The following is a 14,381-nucleotide window of genomic DNA, read 5'->3' on the forward strand; positions in this document are numbered from 1 at the left end:
GGCGAATGCAGGCTTACGAACCCTTCGTATTGCTGGACGATGCCCGCGCATCGGGGGCAAATGACGCGCAGCTTTTTGAACGCCCGCGCGCGATCTTTGTCGCCCATCGCCCGGATCAGGTGTCCGCCGTGCTGGAACAGGCGGACAAGGCGCGCGCGGAGACGGGCGGGACGCTGGCCGGATATCTCGCCTATGAAGCAGGTCTGGCGCTGGAGCCGCGCCTGCAAGTGCTGGCCGAGGAGCGCAGCGGCGCCAATGGCCCGCTGGTGTGGCTGGGCCTGTTTGACGATGTGCAGGCCATTCCATCGGATAAGGTGCCCGCTTTTCTGGAAGCGCGCGGCGGCAGCGAGCGCGCCTCCATCGGGCCGATGGAACCGCAGATATCGACCGGCGCCTATCTCAGCGCATTCGACACGCTGCAGGAAGCGATCCGCGCGGGCGATATCTATCAGGCCAATCTGACCATGCCGCTGGCGGGCGCCGCGCAGGGTGATCCGCTGGCAATCTACCGCGCGATACGCCCGGCGGCGGGGGCCGGATATGGCGGGGTGATCTTTGACGGATCGCACTGGTTGCTGTCCTTCAGCCCGGAACTGTTCTTCACGCTGAAGGGCCGCGCGGCCAAGGTGAAGCCGATGAAAGGCACGCGCCCGCGCGGTCAGACGCAGGCCGAGGATGAGGCTTTTGCCCAGGAACTGGCCGCATCGGTCAAGGACAAGGCCGAAAACCTGATGATCGTGGACCTGATGCGCAATGACCTCAGCCGCGTGGCAGAGGCAGGCAGTGTGCGCGTGGACCGGCCCTTCGCCATCGAAAGCTATCCCACGGTGCACCAGATGGTCTCCTCCGTCCGGGCCGAATTGCAGGAGGGCAAGGGCGCGATGGACATGATCCGCGCGCTGTTCCCCTGCGGATCGATCACCGGCGCCCCCAAGATCCGCGCGATGGAGCTGATCCAGCAGGTGGAGCGCGATGCACGCGGACCGTATTGCGGGGCGATTGGCCGGATCGGCACCGCTGCCGACGGATCGATCGATGCCGCCTTCAATGTCGCCATCCGCACCATCCGCCTGACCCCGGGCGAGAACGATCGCCATCATGCGGTGGCGGGCGTTGGCGGGGCGATCGTGGCCGACAGCGAAGGCATGTCCGAATGGCGCGAATGCCTGATCAAGGGCAGCTTCATGCAGCGCGAGGCAAGCGGTGCCGACCTGATCGAAAGCATGCGCTTCGATCCGCAGGACGGCATTCCGCTGCTCGAACTCCATCTCGAACGGATGAAGGCGAGCGCAGCCACGCTGGGCTTTGCGTTTGACCGGCACGATGCGCGCAACCGCATACAGGCGCTGTGCTTTGAGCTGGAACAGCCTGCCAAGCTGCGCATGTTGCTGGCCCGCAGCGGAGCGATCACCCTGCAAAGCGTGCCGCTGGGGTCCGGCGCTCTGCCCGATCCGGTGACATGCGCGATATTGCCGCTGCCCGTGGTTTCGGGCGACTGGCGGCTGCGGCACAAGACCACCGACCGCTCCTTCTACGATGCCGCGCGCCGCGCAGCGATCGGCCAGGGCGCGGATGAGGCATTGCTGTTGCGCGATGATGGCTTGCTGACAGAAGCGGGCCATTCGAACATTTTTGTCGAGCGCGGTGGCAAGTTGCTGACCCCGCCCGCCAGCCTGGGCCTGCTGCCCGGCGTACTGCGCCGTCACCTGCTGGACGAAGGCCGCGCCCTGGAGGCGGAACTGACGCCAGACGATCTTGCCGGCGGCTTCCTGCTGGGCAATTCGGTGCGCGGACTGATGAAAGCGGAGTTGTTGAAATGACCGGTCGTCTCAGCCAGCATTTGCAGCGGATTCAGGCCTCGCCCACCACGGCGATGACCGACCGCGCCACCGCCCTGCGCGAACAGGGCAGGGACATCATCTCTCTGTCCGTGGGCGAACCGGATTTTGCCACGCCGGACCATGTGATCGAAGCGGCCAGGGCAGCGATGGATGCCGGGCAGACCAAGTACACCCCCGTCACCGGCACGATGGCGCTGAAGAAAGCCGCCGCGCTGCATTTCCGGCGCGATCTGGGCATTGCTGCCGATCCGGCAAACATCATCGTCACCAGCGGCGGCAAGCAGGCCCTGTTCGAGGCAATCGTGGCCACGGTGAGCGAGGGCGACGAGGTTATCGTGCCTTCGCCGTGGTGGGTGTCCTATCCGCAGATGGTGCGCTTTGCCGGTGGCCGCGTGGTGCCGCTGCGCACCCATGCGCATCGCGGCTTCCGCTTTGAGGCGGGCGAGCTGGAATCGCTGATCACTCCGCGCACCAACTGGGTGCTGCTCAATTCGCCCGGCAACCCGACCGGCGCGGTCTATCCGGCGGAAATGCTGCTGGCGCTGGGCGAAGTGATGCGTCGCCACCTGCAGGTGATGGCGCTGTCGGACGATATCTACGCCCCGCTCAACTATTCGGACGGGCCGCACGCCACGCTGGCCAATCTGTGCCCCGATCTGGCGGACCGCATCTGCACCGTCTCCGGCGTATCCAAAAGCCACGCCATGACCGGCTTCCGCATCGGCGTGGCGACCGGCCCTGGATGGCTGATCGATGCGATGGGCACATTGCAGAGCAATTCCACCGGCAATCCGTCCTCCGTCAGCCAGGCCGCCGCGGTGGCCGCCTTCGAAGGGCCGCAGGATTTCCTGACCGACTGGCGCGAGATTTTCCGCCAGCGGCGCGATCTGGTGGTGGCTGGCATCAACGCCATTCCCGGCCTTTCCACGCCGGTGCCCGATGGTGCCTTCTATTGTTTCATCGACGCCAGCGACCATATGGGGCGCTTTGGCGGCGACGATACCAAGCTGGCGCTGCACCTGCTGGAACACGGCGTGGCCGTGGTGGCCGCATCCGCATTCGGCGGCAAAGACGGTTTCCGCATATCCTTCGCCACCGATGAGGCGACCCTGACTGAAGCGATCCACCGGATCGGGAAAGCCCTGGCATGAACGATCTCGAAATCCTGTATGAAGACGGCGAAGCGCTGGTGATCGACAAGCCCGCGGGCCTGCCGATTGACCGCCCGCGCAAGGGCGGCGCTTCGCTGGGCGACCGGCTGGACGAGCTGAAGCTGGGCTTCCAGCGCCAGCCGCAGCCCGCGCACAGGCTGGATACCGATACGTCGGGCTGCCTGCTGCTGGCGCGCAATCCCAAGTCGCTCAAGCGCTTCAACATGGCGTTTGAGGAGAAGGTCGTCTCCAAGACCTATCTCGGCATTCTGGCCGGTATTCCTGAGCAGAAGGAAGGCCGCATCGAACTGTCGCTGGCCAAGATCAGCAGCGCCGAGAAGGGCTGGCGGATGATCCCGGCCAAGAAGGGCAAGGAATCGGCCACCGGCTGGCGCGTGCTGGCAGAGGTGAACGGCCGCGCGCTGGTGGAATTCCGCCCGGAGACCGGCCGCACCCACCAGATCCGCGTGCACGCCGCCAGCGGCATCGGCATCCCCCTGCTGGGCGATCCGGTCTATGGCGAAAAGTCCGGCTTTGCCCGCACCATGCTGCACGCCAGCGCGATTGAAGTGCCGCGCGCGGGCAAGAGCGCGATTGCCGCCCATTCGCCCATGCCCGCCGATTTCATTGCCCTGGGCTTTGCCGATGTGGGCGCGGTGCCTGTTGCTGGCGCGGTGACGGCAGACGTTCCGCAAGCTCCCGAAATTCCTGAAACTGATGTCCAGACCTGAAGACAATCTGGTCGAACGGGCGCTGTCGCTGGCGGAGGAAAGCTTCGTCACCGCGTCGGGTCCGGGCGGGCAGAATGTCAACAAGGTGGCCACCGCAGTGCAGCTGCGGGTCAATATCTACCGCATCGGCCTGCCGCCGCGAATCTTCCACCGGCTGAAGGATCTTGCCGGAAACCGCCTGAACCTGAAGGGCGAGATCGTGATCGATGCGCGCAGCCACCGCACGCAGGAGGCCAACCGCCGCGATGCGCGCGAACGGTTGACGCAGATGATTGAAAGCGCCTGTGTCGAGCCGAAAAAGCGCGCTAAAACAAGAGTTAACCGCGTAGGCAAGGTGAAGCGCCTGGCGGGCAAGAAGGCCCGCGGCCAGCTCAAGGTCAATCGCGGCAAGGTGGATTGGTAGGGCAGGCTGGCAGGGCCTGTCTTGCTTGACTTTGCACCGATTCTGCCCCAATGGCCCGCGCTTGAGGGCGGCGCTTGCGCGTCGCCTGTATTTTTTCGGGCCTGACCGGCCCCAGCGAACCTTTTGGGAACTTAAGACATGGCGAAGCCAGCAACCGTCAAGATCCGCCTGAATTCGACCGCGGACACCGGATTTTTCTACGTAACGAAGAAGAACCCGCGCAACATCACCGAGAAGATGGTCTTCCGCAAGTATGACCCGGTTGCGAAGAAGCATGTCGAATTCAAGGAAGGCAAGATCAAGTAAGCTGAACTCCGGGAACGAACCGGGTTCACCATCGGTTCAATGCCCCACCGCCAGGACTGGGAGCATGAACACCTTGATTAGCTTCAAAAGCACGCCCTTCACAGGCAAGACACTGAGCGCCGCGATTGCCGGCGCTCTTGCCGTTTGCACGCCGCTTGCGCTGGTGGCTCCGGCCATCCCCGCCGCTGCGCAATCTGCATCGCAATCAACTTCGCAGGCCGATACCGCCAGGATCAACCGCGCCGTGCGGGCGCTTCGCGGCATCTCCACCATGCGCGCCGATTTCACCCAGACCGATCGCAACGGCCAGGTGGTGACAGGCGTGCTGACGATGAAGAACCCCGGCCGCATCCGCTTCGAATACGAAGAATCGGTCAATATGGTGATCGTCTCCAACGGCCGGTCGCTGACCATGGCCGATTATGACGTGCAGCAGCTGGAACGCTGGCCGATCAGCGATACGCCGCTGGGCGCGCTGCTCGATCCCGATCGCAACGTGGCGCAATATGGCCGCATCGTGCCCAGCGCCAATCCCAATGTGGTGAGCATCGCCGTTACCGTTCCCACCAGGCCCGAGTTCGGCGAGATCGTGCTGATCTTCCTGCAGAACAGCGCTGCCCCCGGCGGGCTGGAACTGGTCAGCTGGGTAGCCAATGATTCGCAGAATATCCGCACCACGGTGCGCCTGCGCAATCACCGTTATGGCGTGGCCGTTCCTGACAGCACATTTCAGGTTCGCGACCCGCGGCAATCGTCCCGTCGCCCACGCTGAACGCTTCGCAGGTGAAATGTTGTAGATTTGCGACAAACTGCGACGGTTTATTCATATCAGCGACAGGCTGACCTGCGTATAAATGATCTTGCAAGCCAGCCTCGGGCCCGGATTTCCCCCCTGTTGTCCGCCCCTCTAACAGGCAGCTTGCAAGCGTGACGAACGCTAAATGGAACCCTCGTCCCACTTGCCCCCGGGACGAGGGTTTTCCTTTGTCCGGGCCATGCGCCGCCAGACCAGCCGCGCCGCCCGCATGGCAATGCCCGGCTGCCCGACACCTTGCCGCCCGGCGCCTTCGCACCTAAGCACGTTGCCATGATCTCTATCGCCAGCTGGAACATCAATTCCGCCCGCCTGCGCATGCCCATAATCGCGCGTTTCCTTGAACAGGAGGCGCCCGACATCCTGTGCCTGCAGGAGATCAAGTGCCAGGAGCATCAGTTCCCCTACAAGGCGTTCGAGGAGCTGGGTTATACCCACTTCGCCGTGCACGGGCAGAAGGGCTATCACGGCGTGGCCACCGTCAGCCGCATCCCCATCAGCGAATTTTCGCGCCATGACTGGCAGGACAATGGCGAGGCGCGCCATGTCGGAGTGGAGCTGACCGGCCCCGAAGCGGGCGCCCTGGCGGGCATGGTGCTGGAAAATGTCTATATCCCCGCCGGCGGCGATGAGCCTGACCGCGCGATCAATCCCAAGTTCGGCCAGAAGCTCGATTTCCTCGAGCGGATGACTCGCTGGGCAGACAAGGTGGACCGGCCGACCATGATCGTCGGCGATTTCAACATCGCACCGCTGGAATCGGATGTGTGGAGCCACAAGGCGCTGCTCAAGGTCGTGTCACACACGCCGCTGGAAGTGGAGACGCTGAAGCGCTTTCAGGATGCGCATGGCTGGACAGATGTGGGCCGCGAGTTCATCCGCGATCCGCAGCGCTATTACACCTGGTGGAGCTATCGCAACAAGGACCACACGGTGAACGATCGCGGGCGCAGGCTGGATCACATGTGGGCCAGCCCGCAGCTGGCGCAGCAGGCCACCGGGCACCGCATCGTGGAAGATGCGCGCACCTGGGAAAAGCCGTCCGACCATATCCCGCTGATTACGGAGATGGCCAGCTGAGCGCGGCTCCCGCCTCGACCAGTGCATCCCCCGCGCGCCGGGTGGCGCAGGCGGTGGATGCCTTGCGCCACGGCTGGCCGATCCGGATTGGCGAGGCGCCCGTGCTGCTGCCGGTGGAAACCGCGCTGGCCCCGCAGGCCAGCTCTGACCGGGCGCTGATCTCCGCCGCGCGCGCCGCCACGCTCAAGCTGGCCAACCAGCGCGAGGCCGCCAGCGGCCATGCGCCCGTGCTGATTCGCAGTTCCGCGCCGATGGGACTGGATGAAGCGCGCCCGATTGCCGATCCCGCGCTCGACCTGGTGGTGCCGCTGAAAGGGCCTTTCCGGGCCGAGACCATCGCCTGCAAGGCAGAGGCCGAGGCGGCGATGGAGCTGGCGCGCTTGGCCGGCATATTGCCCGCCTTCCTGTTCGATCCCGCCCACGCCGGGGAGCCGGTGCGGCTGGCGGCATCCGACCTTGCCGCCTGGAGCGATCAGGTGGCGCTGACCATCGCCACCCGCGCGCGCCTGCCGATCAGCGCCAGCGAGGAAGCCGAGGTGATCGCCTTCCGCAAGCTGGACGATATGCGCGAGCATGTGGCGCTGGTGATCGGCAATCCCGATTTTGACCGCGTGCCGCTGGTGCGCCTGCATTCCGAATGCCTGACCGGCGATATCTTCGGCAGTCTCAAATGCGATTGCGGCCCGCAGCTGGACGCGGCGCTGGCGCGCATGGCGGAGGAGGCCAAGGCGGGCGGCTGGGGCATATTGCTCTATTTGCGGCAGGAAGGGCGCGGCATCGGCCTGATCAACAAGTTACGCGCCTATCGCCTGCAGGATGCCGGGTTCGACACTGTGGATGCCAATGCGCGACTGGGCCTGCCGGTGGAAGCGCGCGATTTTCCCGTGGCGGCGCGCATGCTCGATCTGCTGGGGGTGAACGCGGTGCGGCTGCTGACCAACAACCCGGCCAAGGTGGCTGCGCTGGAGGCGGCTGGCGTGACGGTGGCGGAGCGCGTGGAGCATCAGCTGCCTGCCAACGCGCATAACCAGCGCTATCTTGCCACCAAGCGTGACCGCGCGGGGCATCTGCTGAAATAGATTTTCAGCGCAGCTGGCTGTCCTTGCTTCCGCGCCGGTTGATCGCGGAATGGCGGATCTGGCTATCCTGACCAGACTGACAGGCCACGCAGCGGCGCACACCGGGAACGGCCATGCGGCGCTTTTGCGGAATAGGTTCACCGCAATCGTCGCAATATTCAGCGCTTTCGCCTTTGGGCAGGCGGGCGCGCGCGGCTTCCACCGCGTCTTTCACCGTGTCGTCAATCTGATCCTGAACCGCGCCATCGCGCGACCAACCGCCTGCCATATCGTGTCTCCTGCCCAATAAACCGATCAAGGGTGGGCTGGGTTCCGAACGGTGTCAGCGCTGCTCGTAGGTGGTCAGGCCCGGATCGAGGCGATTGTCCGAGATCCGGCTGACTTCGCCCGACCAGTCGGCCACGAAGGCGGAATTGCGGTCCACGCCCGGCGCAAAGCGCGCAGTGTTGGCCGCTACGGTCAGCCCGGCGCTGGAGTGATCGCGGCTTTCGGCAGCAACGGCGATGAAGGCGGAGTAATTCTCCTTGTCTCGCCCCTGCACGAACCAGTTGTTGGATATCTGCCCGCTGGCCCCGGCAGGCAGGTCGATCATGTAATTGGTTTCATGCCCGTTCGAATCGTCAAAGCTGCTGCTGGCCACGTCCACCCGGCCCGCGCGCAGTTTGACATAATGGCCGCCCTGCCCGCGCTCGAACCGGCTGTTGGTGATGCGCACCTGGCCATAATTGCCGGTGTAGATCGAATGGGCGCAGCCGCCCGATCCCTCGCACGTGCCAAGGCCGGAGAAGGTGGAGCGGTCGATCACCAGCGTGGAGCCGGTATCGTCGGCGGTCAGGATGCCCTGCTGGCTATCGCGGAACCAGCTTTGCGCCACGGTCAGGTTGCCGGCTTCCAGGCGAATGCCTGCGCCGTTGAAATCGCGCACATTCATGTTCTGGAAGGTGAGGCCGGACACTTCCGCCCCGCGCCCGCGCAACACCAGCGCGGCCTTGCCCTCGCAGGTCACGCCATCGAAGATCACTTCGCCCGGAACTGCGGCGAGATAGGAGATCACCCCGCCCTGCTGCACCGCGCACTGGCGGTGGGTGCCCACGGCAATAGCGATCGAGCCGCGCCCGTCACCAATCGCATCCACCGCCTGTTGCAGCGAATTGAAGGTCTGCCCGGTCTCGACAATCGTATAGGGGGCGGCAGGTGCCTGCGCGAACAGCGCCGTCAGCGGGATGGCCGCGATGGCGGCAGCGGCAAGGGCAGCTGCGAATTTCATCGACGGGCGGGTCGGCACAATTTGCGCATCATGGGTCATGCGTAGCGGACTACGCCAGATTGGTTAAGAGCTCGCAAAGCCTGTTCTCAGGTGCAAGTTCTCAGGCGAAAGCGGGCATGACCTCGCGGGCGAACAATTGCGCGGATCGCGTCACATCGTCCACCCGCAGATCGCCAAAGGCGAACCAGCCGACCATGTAATTGATGCCGCTGCCATCCGCCTCGCGCAGCACGAAGTCGCGCACGGTGGAGGGGCTGCCGGCGCAGCCGTGGCCCATCGCCTCGGCTGCGTCCCATTCGGGCGGATAGAGATCGCCCAGCGGAAATCCGCCGCCGCGATCTTCCCACAATCTGGCAAGGCTGGCGCGCCAGCGGGCATAGGCTGGCCGGGCCAGGTCGCGCGCCTGGGCATCGCTGTCTGCCACCACGATATGACGGCTGATGCCCACCAGCGGCAGGTTTTCCGCCGCGCCGCCGCCCGCTTCCCATTCCTTGCGGAACAGGCCGCTGACCTGCTTCACCCGGTCCCCCAGCGCGAGGCTGACGATATTGACGCCGTTATGCGCCGCCCAGGTGATCGATTCGGGACTGCCCGCGCCGTACCACAGCGGCGGATGCGGGCGCTGCACGGGGCGCATGGTCATGGGCACATCGTCGAAGCTGAAGAACCTGCCCTCGTGGCTCAGCCGGTCGCTGGAAAGACCCTTGAGCAGGACCTCCAGCGTCTCGTCAAAAATCTCCCGCTGCTGGGCCATGTCGATGCCGTAGAAACCCATTTCGATGGGCGAGACGCCGCGCCCCACGCCCAGCTGGAAGCGCCCGCCGGACAGCGCATCCAGCATCGCCACCTCCTCGATCAGCCGCAGCGGATGATACAGCGGAAGCAGATAGACCAGCGGGCCGAACAGGATGCGGCTGGTGCGCTGGGACAGGGCGGAAAACAGCATGCCGGGCGATGGCGCATGGCCCAGCGGCGTGCCGTGGTGTTCCGCCACATGGTAACAATGAAAGCCCGCCGCCTCATAGGCGCAGGCCATGTCCAGCCGCGCCGCCAGATGCTGTGCCAATGGCAGGCCGCTGTCATCGACATGGTCGAATACGCCGAATTTCATATGCACCGCTCTCCCTCTCTCCCGCCAGACTAGCGGGCAATCCCGGCCGGGCAATGGCGGATGCTAGTCTACCTTCGGCGGACGGCCACGGCGCGGGCGCTCGCCCATCGGCACATCAATGCCGCGCCGCTTCAACGCTTCGCGGATCAGCACTTCCAGCTCGGCATTGACCGAACGCAGTTCCGTGGCCGCCAGACGCTCCACCGCATCGTGGAGCGCCGGGTCGAGCCGCAGGGCAAAGGCTTTCTTGCCGGGTGTAGGTTTGCTGCGTCCGGCCATGGCGGAGTTACTGGTACAAAGATCCTGCGTTGACGACGGGGTTCACCTCACGGTCGCCGCACAGGACCACCATCAGGTTGGAAACCATCGCCGCGCGGCGCTCATCATCCAGATGGACGATGTCGTCGGCGGACAGCTTCTCCAGCGCCATTTCGACCATGCTGACCGCGCCCAGCACCAGCTTGGCGCGCGCCGAGATGACCGCATCGGCCTGCTGGCGGCGGAGCATGGCTCCGGCAATTTCCGGCGCGTAGGCGAGGTGGGTCAGGCCCGCCTCATCAACCACGATACCGGCGGCAGACAGGCGCTCGTTCAGCTCGGTCTGCAATTCGCTGTTCACCACGTCCGCATCAGAGCGAAGCGTGGTTTCCGCCTCCTCGATATCGTCATAGGGGTAGCGTGATCCGACCGTGCGCAGCCCGGCCTCGATCTGGATGTTCACGAACTCCTTGTAATCATCCACGTCGAACGCCGCCTGCGCGGTGTCGGCCACACGCCACACCACATTGCAGGCGATTTCGATCGGATTGCCGCGCAGATCGTTGATCTTGACCTTCTCCGAATGGATGTTGTGCGCGCGCACGGACAGTTTGTTGCGGCCCATCCACGGCCAGCGCCAGCGCAGACCTTCCTTGCGGTCTGTTCCCCGGTACTCGCCGAACAGCGTGATCACCGCGCCCTGGTTGGGCTGGATCATGTAGAAGCCGACCGAGAAGAACAGCACGGCAAAGCCCGACCCGAAAGTGGTCAGCACGAACATGATCTTGATCAGCTTGCTCGAACCCTTGGGCGGAATGCCCGTGCTCAGGACGAACAGCGCCAAAGCGACGATCGCCAGCAGCACCAGCAGCATGGGATAGCCGCTATACGTGCTGGCCGGGCCTTCCCGGCTGCGGATCATGGCTTCTTGCCCCTTTGACATATCGAATCTCCTGTTTGTTTAATTATGATATCATTATTATATCAAATTACAGGTTTTCGCAATCAAAACCGGATTTTCGGACCGGCAGCGGGCGGCCATTGTTGCTGGCCATCAATATTGGCGGATGATGGCCAGGAACGCATCGCCATAGGCTTCCAGCTTCCTGGCCCCGATGCCCGAGATAGTGCCCATCGCATCAAGGCTGCCCGGTCGGCGCGAAGCCATTTCGCGCAAGGTGGCATCGTGGAAGATGACATAGGGCGGCACCTGCGCCTCCGCCGCCAGCGAGCGGCGCAGTTCGCGCAAGGCATCGAACAGCGGATCGCCAACCGGATTGGGCGCCTGCGCGCTGCCCTTGCGGCCCCGGCGCTGGCTGCGTTCGGGCGGGCGAATGATCGCGACATCGCTCTCCCCCTTCAGGATCGAGCGGGCATCGCCGCCCAGCGCCAGCCCGCCATGTTCTGTCGCCACCAGCGCCCCGCGTGCCTGCAATGCGCGGGCGAGCGGCTGGAGCAGGCGCGCCTCCTCCCCCTCGACAATGCCGAACACGCTGAGCTGGTCATGCGCGCGCTGGGTGATGCGATCATCCTGCGCCCCGGTCAGCACTTTCTGGATATGGCCGAAGCCGAAGCTCTGCCCGGTGCGATAGACCGCACTCAGCAGCTTGCGCGCCAGTTCGGTGACTTCGATCACCTGCGGCGGCTCCAGGCAATTGTCGCAATTGCCACAGGTCTGCGGCGGGTCCTCGCCGAAATGGCGCAGCAGCACGGCTCGGCGACAGGTGGGCGTTTCCACCAGCGCGGCCAGTGCGTCCAGCCGGGTCCGCTCCCCCTGCTGGCGCGCCTCATCCACTTCGGACAGCCTTTGCCGCGCCTGCACGAAATCGCCCGCACCCCACAGCATCAAGGCCAGCGCGGGATCGCCATCGCGGCCCGCGCGCCCGGTTTCCTGGTAATAGGCCTCGATCGATTTGGGGATGCCGGCATGCGCCACAAAGCGCACGTCCGGCTTGTCTATCCCCATGCCGAACGCGATGGTGGCCACGATCACCATGTCCTCGCTGGAAACGAATGCAGCCTGGTTGGCGGCGCGCACTTCGGGGGCCAGCCCGGCGTGATAGGGCAACACCTGCCTGCCCGAGCCAGAGCCGGATCCAGACCGAGAGCCTGCGCCCAGCTTTTCCGCCAGTTCCTCCACCTTGCGGCGGGTGGGGGCATAGATGATGCCGGGGCCGGAATGCTCATCCAGCAGCGCGGCAAGCTGCGCGCCCATGCTGTCACGGTGGCGAATGGCGTAGCGGATGTTCGGGCGGTCGAACCCGGCCACGATCATCCCGTCCTCACCAATGCCCAGCTGGTGCAGGATATCGCGCCTGGTATGCGCATCGGCGGTGGCGGTCAGCGCCAGCCGCGGAACCTGCGGGAACATATCCATCAGCGGCCGCAGCTGGCGGTAATCGGGGCGGAAATCATGCCCCCATTCGGATACGCAATGCGCCTCATCCACCGCGAACAGGGCGATCCGGCCCTGCCCCAGCAGATCACGGAAATGCGGCTGGCTGGCACGTTCGGGCGCGACATAGAGCAGGTCCAGCGCGCCGCTGCGGAAGGCGTCCACCGTCTGCATCCCATCGGTATCGACGCTGGTCAGCGATGCCGCGCGAATGCCGTTGGCACGGGCCGAGCGCAGCTGGTCATGCATCAGCGCGATCAGCGGGGAGATGACCACGCAGGTCCCCTCCAGCATGGTGGCGGGCAGTTGGTAGGTCAGCGATTTGCCCGCGCCGGTGGGCATCACCGCCAGCGTGGATTGCCCGGCCAGCACGCGCGAGAGCACCTGTTCCTGCGCGCCGCGAAACTCCTCGAAGCCGAAGGTGCGGCGCAGCGCGGCACGCGCCTGTTCCAGCCCCGGCCGGTCAATCATGTCGGATGACGTCATCTGCCCACCGATTGCACAGGCTTTGCTCCACCGGAACCGGCGCAGGCGCTTTTTGCGATTTTATTCCCCGGCGCGCTGGGGTAATTCACCCTTATCAGGCGCAAATGCCTGAGCGGGACCATTCCACTGGAGATAATACCATGAAGAAAATCGCCCCCCTGGCTATCGCCGCCACGGCCCTGCTCACGCTTTCCGCGTGCGGTTCCACCACCGATGCATCCGAAGACGCGATGGCCGACACGGTCGAAATGCCCGCCGATCAGGCCCTGGCAGGCACGCCCGAGCCGGCAATGGATGAAGACGCCGTGACCGACGCCGCAGACGCCGCTTCTGGCGATGCGGAGATTGACGCGATGGAAGCCGCCGCTGCTGCCGAAGGCATGGTCAATGAAGATGTCGAAGCCGCCATCGGCAGCGCCGAATCGTCGATGGAATGAGTTGGGGAGTAAGGTGGGGAATGAGTGGGGGAGTAAGCGCGATCAACGCCCGATACCTCCCCGCCCTGGCCGCCTGCGCGATGCTGTGCGGATGCGGTGCGGGAGACAATGATCCCGGTCCCGGCGGCGTGAGCGTGGGGGAAGCGGCGGCGCTGGATCAGGCGGCCGAGATGCTCGACCAGCAACGCCTGCCCGCCGAAGCGCTGAGCGAGCCGGGCGATGAAGCGCCACCCGCCGCCGAACAGGCGCCCTAGCCAGGCAACCTAGACTGCAAACGAAAGGGCCGGCCCCGCCATGATGGCGGGACCGGCCCCAATTCTTGTCCGCTCCTGAAGGAGCGGCGCGGAAGTTTATTCCGCGGCTTCGTCCATCGCTTCGCCGGTTTCTTCCATGGCATCAGCGCGGTCTTCGGCAGCGTCGGTCATGGCATCGGCCTGGTCGTCGCTGATCATGCCGGCATCTTCCATGGCTTCGGCCTGGTCGTTCACGACTTCAGCAGCCTGCTCGCCTTCGTCTTCCATGGCATTTTCGTTGGCGCCGTCACAAGCGACAACACCCAGAGCCAGCACAGCAGCAGACGCGACAGAAATAATCTTCTTCATTGGTATTCCCCTTCAAGATTCGGGACGGCCAGGCCGACCCATAAAACGAGCCATCGGCTCATCACGCAAAATTCATCGCAATTCGCGGTGTCGCAAAATATTGACTGACGCCAGCAGGACGACAGAGCCGCCCAGCGAAATCAGCAACGCCGCGATACTATATCCCCCGGCCAGCAAGTTCCCTTCGCCGATCAGGGGATTGACCAGCAGCCCGCCAACCAGCGCGCCACCGATTCCCGATGCCAGATTGACCTTCAGGGCATTGCCGCCGGTCTGCAGGACAATTGTTGTCAACCAGCCAAGCAGCGCGCCGGATCCTATGAGGAAAATCAGGCCCATCCGAGATAGTTTCCAGACATCATGCCTAGAAAACACCGCGGCAACCGCTTGGTTCCAAGTCAAATTGCGGGGAGGCGCAAG

At 64.7% G+C, this 14,381-nt stretch carries 18 protein-coding genes; 10 read left to right on the plus strand and 8 right to left on the minus strand.

The annotated features are described in order from the left end of the window. Window positions 1–5 precede the first annotated feature (5 nt). The 8 genes from pabB (at window position 6) to ribA (ending at window position 7,405) form a co-directional block, all read left to right on the plus strand. A complete protein-coding gene (gene pabB / locus GRI32_RS06460) occupies window positions 6–1,820 on the plus strand; it encodes an aminodeoxychorismate synthase component I (protein WP_160590592.1) in 1,815 nt (604 codons plus the stop codon). Continuing rightward, entirely contained in the window at window positions 1,817–2,992 is a 1,176-nt protein-coding gene (locus tag GRI32_RS06465) for a pyridoxal phosphate-dependent aminotransferase (RefSeq protein ID WP_237437421.1), read from the plus strand. The genes pabB and GRI32_RS06465 overlap by 4 nt, the downstream gene beginning before the upstream one ends. Beyond that, complete coding sequence (locus tag GRI32_RS06470; protein ID WP_160590593.1) at window positions 2,989–3,723, plus strand: RluA family pseudouridine synthase; 735 nt, start codon at window positions 2,989–2,991, stop codon at window positions 3,721–3,723. The genes GRI32_RS06465 and GRI32_RS06470 overlap by 4 nt, the downstream gene beginning before the upstream one ends. After that, window positions 3,710–4,126 carry an alternative ribosome rescue aminoacyl-tRNA hydrolase ArfB gene (arfB, locus tag GRI32_RS06475; protein WP_160590594.1) on the plus strand — a complete coding sequence of 139 codons (417 nt, stop codon included), beginning with the start codon at window positions 3,710–3,712 and terminating at the stop codon, window positions 4,124–4,126. Before GRI32_RS06470 ends, arfB begins: the two co-directional genes overlap by 14 nt. A 138-nt stretch (window positions 4,127–4,264) precedes the next feature. Then, window positions 4,265–4,432, plus strand: coding sequence for a 50S ribosomal protein L33 (gene rpmG, locus GRI32_RS06480; protein ID WP_160590595.1), 168 nt, complete (start codon window positions 4,265–4,267; stop codon window positions 4,430–4,432). 64 nt (window positions 4,433–4,496) lie between these two features. Then, window positions 4,497–5,204, plus strand: coding sequence for a LolA family protein (locus tag GRI32_RS06485; protein ID WP_160590596.1), 708 nt, complete (start codon window positions 4,497–4,499; stop codon window positions 5,202–5,204). Window positions 5,205–5,519: 315 nt separating this feature from the next. Further along, window positions 5,520–6,326 carry an exodeoxyribonuclease III gene (gene xth, locus GRI32_RS06490; RefSeq protein WP_160590597.1) on the plus strand — a complete coding sequence of 269 codons (807 nt, stop codon included), beginning with the start codon at window positions 5,520–5,522 and terminating at the stop codon, window positions 6,324–6,326. A 53-nt stretch (window positions 6,327–6,379) separates the two neighbouring features. Next, on the plus strand, window positions 6,380–7,405 hold the full coding sequence (ribA, locus tag GRI32_RS06495) for a GTP cyclohydrolase II (RefSeq protein WP_337190174.1): 1,026 nt from the start codon (window positions 6,380–6,382) through the stop codon (window positions 7,403–7,405). Window positions 7,406–7,409: 4 nt separating this feature from the next. Here ribA and GRI32_RS06500 read toward each other — a convergent pair whose 3' ends face one another. From GRI32_RS06500 to recQ, 6 genes are all read right to left on the minus strand, one after another. Then, entirely contained in the window at window positions 7,410–7,673 is a 264-nt protein-coding gene (locus tag GRI32_RS06500) for a DksA/TraR family C4-type zinc finger protein (protein ID WP_160590598.1), read from the minus strand. Between the two features lie 54 nt (window positions 7,674–7,727). Then, window positions 7,728–8,711, minus strand: a complete 984-nt coding sequence (locus tag GRI32_RS06505; RefSeq protein WP_160590599.1) for a right-handed parallel beta-helix repeat-containing protein — start codon at window positions 8,709–8,711, stop codon at window positions 7,728–7,730. 61 nt (window positions 8,712–8,772) lie between these two features. Beyond that, the gene (locus GRI32_RS06510) at window positions 8,773–9,783 is read right to left on the minus strand and encodes an LLM class flavin-dependent oxidoreductase (protein ID WP_160590600.1); all 1,011 of its coding nucleotides are present in this window, start codon (window positions 9,781–9,783) and stop codon (window positions 8,773–8,775) included. A 63-nt stretch (window positions 9,784–9,846) separates the two neighbouring features. After that, window positions 9,847–10,062, minus strand: a complete 216-nt coding sequence (locus GRI32_RS06515; RefSeq protein WP_160590601.1) for a type II toxin-antitoxin system antitoxin — start codon at window positions 10,060–10,062, stop codon at window positions 9,847–9,849. 7 nt (window positions 10,063–10,069) lie between these two features. Further along, entirely contained in the window at window positions 10,070–10,984 is a 915-nt protein-coding gene (locus GRI32_RS06520; RefSeq protein ID WP_237437422.1) for an SPFH domain-containing protein, read from the minus strand. 111 nt (window positions 10,985–11,095) lie between these two features. Continuing rightward, a complete protein-coding gene (gene recQ / locus GRI32_RS06525) occupies window positions 11,096–12,922 on the minus strand; it encodes a DNA helicase RecQ (RefSeq protein WP_419866763.1) in 1,827 nt (608 codons plus the stop codon). Window positions 12,923–13,062: 140 nt separating this feature from the next. Between recQ and GRI32_RS06530 the strand changes: the two genes are divergently transcribed. Further along, complete coding sequence (locus GRI32_RS06530; protein WP_160590602.1) at window positions 13,063–13,359, plus strand: hypothetical protein; 297 nt, start codon at window positions 13,063–13,065, stop codon at window positions 13,357–13,359. Between the two features lie 20 nt (window positions 13,360–13,379). After that, window positions 13,380–13,613, plus strand: coding sequence for a hypothetical protein (locus GRI32_RS10700; protein ID WP_202386003.1), 234 nt, complete (start codon window positions 13,380–13,382; stop codon window positions 13,611–13,613). 96 nt (window positions 13,614–13,709) lie between these two features. On the opposite strand, the gene GRI32_RS06535 is transcribed toward GRI32_RS10700, so the two are convergent. Then, the gene (locus GRI32_RS06535) at window positions 13,710–13,961 is read right to left on the minus strand and encodes a hypothetical protein (RefSeq protein ID WP_160590603.1); all 252 of its coding nucleotides are present in this window, start codon (window positions 13,959–13,961) and stop codon (window positions 13,710–13,712) included. Between the two features lie 72 nt (window positions 13,962–14,033). Next, window positions 14,034–14,300, minus strand: a complete 267-nt coding sequence (locus GRI32_RS06540) for a GlsB/YeaQ/YmgE family stress response membrane protein (protein ID WP_160590604.1) — start codon at window positions 14,298–14,300, stop codon at window positions 14,034–14,036. Window positions 14,301–14,381: the final 81 nt, after the last annotated feature.

Source organism: Alteraurantiacibacter aestuarii (assembly GCF_009827405.1).
GTDB lineage: Bacteria > Pseudomonadota > Alphaproteobacteria > Sphingomonadales > Sphingomonadaceae > Alteraurantiacibacter > Alteraurantiacibacter aestuarii.